Below are 3,211 nucleotides of genomic sequence, written 5' to 3'. Positions count from 1 at the left end.
GGGCAGTTGCTGTTCGCGGGGCGTGCGGACGAGCAGGTGAAGATCCGTGGCTACCGGGTGGAACCAGGCGAGATCGAAGCCGTACTCGCCGCGCACGAGAGTGTGAACCAGGCCGCCGTGATCGTCCGCGAGGACCGGGCCGGAGACAGACACCTCGTGGCCTATGTGGTCGCCGCCACCGCCACCCACACGGCGGACGGCACCCACACGGCAACCGCCACCGAAACGCGCTCCGGCACCACCGATACGGCCTTCGACATCGGACGCGAACTGCGCGCCGCCGTCGCCACCGCGCTGCCGGAGTACATGGTCCCGGCCGCCGTCATGGTCCTGGACACCCTGCCCGTCACCGGCAACGGCAAGCTCGACCGCGCTGCCCTCCCCGCCCCCGACTTCGCCCGTCAGGCGGGCGGCCGGGGCCCGGCCACCCCGGTGGAGGAAGTCCTGTGCGGACTGTTCGCCGAGGTGCTGGGTCTGGACCGGGTCGGGGCCGAGGTGTCGTTCTTCGACCTCGGCGGCGACTCCCTCCTCGCCATGCGCCTCATCGCCCGCGCCCGGGCGGTGCTGGACACCGAGCTGAGTATCCGGGAACTGTTCGCCTCGCCGACCGTGGCAGCCGTCGCGCGGCTCATCGGCGGCGCACGCGGTGACGTACGCGCGGCGCTGACACCACGGCCGCGCCCCGATGTCGTACCCCTCTCCTTCGCCCAGCAGCGGATGTGGTTCCTGAACCGGCTGGAGGAGAGCGACCCGGACGCCGGCGCCGTGTACAGCCTGCCGCTCGCGCTGCGGATGTCCGGCGAACTGGATGTGGCGGCCCTCGAAGCGGCGCTCGGCGATGTGGCCGACCGGCACGAGAGCCTGCGGACCGTCTTCCCCGAGACCGACGGCGCCCCGCGCCAGCACATCCTGGAAGGCGCCGCCGGCCGCCCCCCGCTGACCGTCATCCAGACCAGTGAGGCCGAACTCGACGAAACCCTCGCCGACCACGCGGTCCGCGGCTTCGATCTGAGCGTCGACCTCCCCTGGCGGATACGTCTGCTGGCCACCGGGGACTCCCAGCACGTGCTGCTGATCGTGGCGCACCACATCGCGGTCGACGGCTGGTCGATGGGCGCCCTCTCCCGCGACCTCGGCACCGCCTATGCCGCGCGCCGCGATGGCCGCGCGCCGGGGTGGGAGCCGCTGCCGGTCCAGTACGCGGACTACGCGCTCTGGCAGCGCGAGGTCCTCGGCGACCCCGACGACCCCGACAGCCTCATCAGCAGCCAGATCAACCACTGGCGCCAGGCGCTGACGGGCGCCCCCGAGGAACTGACTCTGCCCAGCGACCGGCCCAGGCCGGCCGTGTCCACCTTCCAGGGCGGCATCGTGCCCGTACGGGTCGGCGCGCGCACCCACGCCGGTCTGGTGGAGGTCGCGGGGCGTGGCCGGGCGACGATGTTCATGGTCATGCATGCCGCGGTGGCCATGCTGCTGTCGCGGATGGGTTCCGGGGACGACATTCCCATCGGTACCCCGATCGCCGGTCGCGGGGACGCCGCGCTGGACGACCTGGCGGGCTTCTTCGTCAATACGCTGGTGCTGCGCGCGGATCTGAGCGGGGACCCGACCTTCACCGAGCTGCTGGCACGGGTCCGCGAGACCGACCTCGCGGCCTACGCCCACCAGGACGTGCCGTTCGAGCGGCTGGTGGAGGTGCTGAACCCGGTGCGGTCGCTCTCCCGCAACCCGCTCTTCCAGGTCATGATGTCGCTGCAGACCGCCGCCTCCGCACGCTGGGAGCTGCCGGGTCTCGCCGTCGACCCGGTGCCGTTCGCCGCGGAGGCCGCCCGATTCGATCTCTCCCTCGACCTGGTCGAGCAGCGTGACGAGGACGGCGCCCCGGCCGGTATCGGCGGCGGGGTCCTCTACGCGACGGACATGTTCGACACGGACACCGCGGATGCCCTGGCCCAGCGCCTGGTGCGCGTGCTGGAGCAGATCGTGGCCAACCCGCGAGTCCGGCTCAGTGAGATCGATGTGCTCGGTGAGGCCGAGCGGGCCCTGGTGGTGGGCGACTGGAGCAGCTCCGTCCAGCCGGTCGAGGGGGGTACTTTCCTCGATCTCCTCGGCGCCTGGACCGCACGGACCCCCGACACCGCCGCGCTCCGCTCCGGGACCGGGACACTCTCTTACGGGGAGTTGGAGGCGCGTGCGAATCGTCTGGCCCGGTATCTGACCGGTTTGGGTGTGGGTCGGGAGTGTGTGGTGGGTCTGTGCCTGCCGCGTGGGGTGGAGATGGTGGTGGCGCTGCTGGCGGTGTGGAAGGCGGGTGGCGCGTATGTGCCACTCGACCCGGAGCATCCGGTGGAGCGTCTCGCTTACATGGTCGCGGACAGTGGTGCCGGGGTGGTGCTGTCGGGGGCTGAGCTGGAGCTGTCGGGTGAGGGTGCGCGGGTGGTGCTCTGGGACGAGATCGCCGCTCTCGTCGCGGAGCAGCCGTCCACGGCTCTGGAGACGGTGGTGGGTCCGGAGCAGTTGGCGTATGTGATCTATACGTCGGGTTCGACGGGCCGTCCGAAGGGTGTGGCGGTGGCGCATGGCGGGGTGGCGAACCTCGCGCAGGTGATGCGTCCCGTGCTCGGTGTCGACGAGGGTGTCGTCGCCCTTCAGTTCGCCTCCTTCAGCTTCGACGCGGCGGTTCTCGATGTCGCGGTCACGCTGGGTGCCGGTGGGACGCTCGCCATCGCGTCGAGCGAGGAGCGGAGGGAGCCCGAGGCACTCGCCGGCCTGATCCAGAGCGCCGGTGTCGCGGTCGCGAGCGTCGTCCCGTCGCTGCTGGGCGTCCTGGACCCCGTCTCCGTGCCCGGTGTCTGGAACTGGGTGGTCGGCGCCGAGCGGGTGACCGCCGATCTCGCCAGCCGGTGGGTCGCCGGCTCCCGCGTGTGGAATACGTACGGTCCGACCGAGGCGACCGTCATCACCACGGCCACGCCCATCGACGAGGGCATCCGACCGGAGGACCAGGCGCCCGCGATCGGTGGCCCGATCGGCAATGCCCGGGTGTTCGTGCTGGACGGTTTCCTTCAGCCGGTGCCGGTGGGTGTGACGGGTGAGCTGTATGTGGCGGGTGCCGGTCTGGCCCGGGGTTACGTCGGCCGGCCGGATCTGACCGCCGAGCGGTTTGTTGCCAACCCGTATGGCGGTCGGATGTACCGCTCGGGTGACC

At 71.4% G+C, this 3,211-nt stretch carries 1 pseudogene; it reads left to right on the top strand.

Annotated features, from left to right (window positions below):
- Positions 1-12: 12 nt before the first annotated feature.
- Positions 13-3,211: pseudogene (locus tag ABT122_RS33385) on the top strand (amino acid adenylation domain-containing protein); the annotation flags it as partial.

The organism is Streptomyces sp. NPDC001985, from assembly GCF_040296845.1.
In the GTDB taxonomy this organism is placed as follows: Bacteria; Actinomycetota; Actinomycetes; order Streptomycetales; family Streptomycetaceae; genus Streptomyces.
The sequence above is the reverse complement of the archived record's forward strand: the minus strand, read 5'-3'. Positions and strand labels throughout refer to the sequence as shown.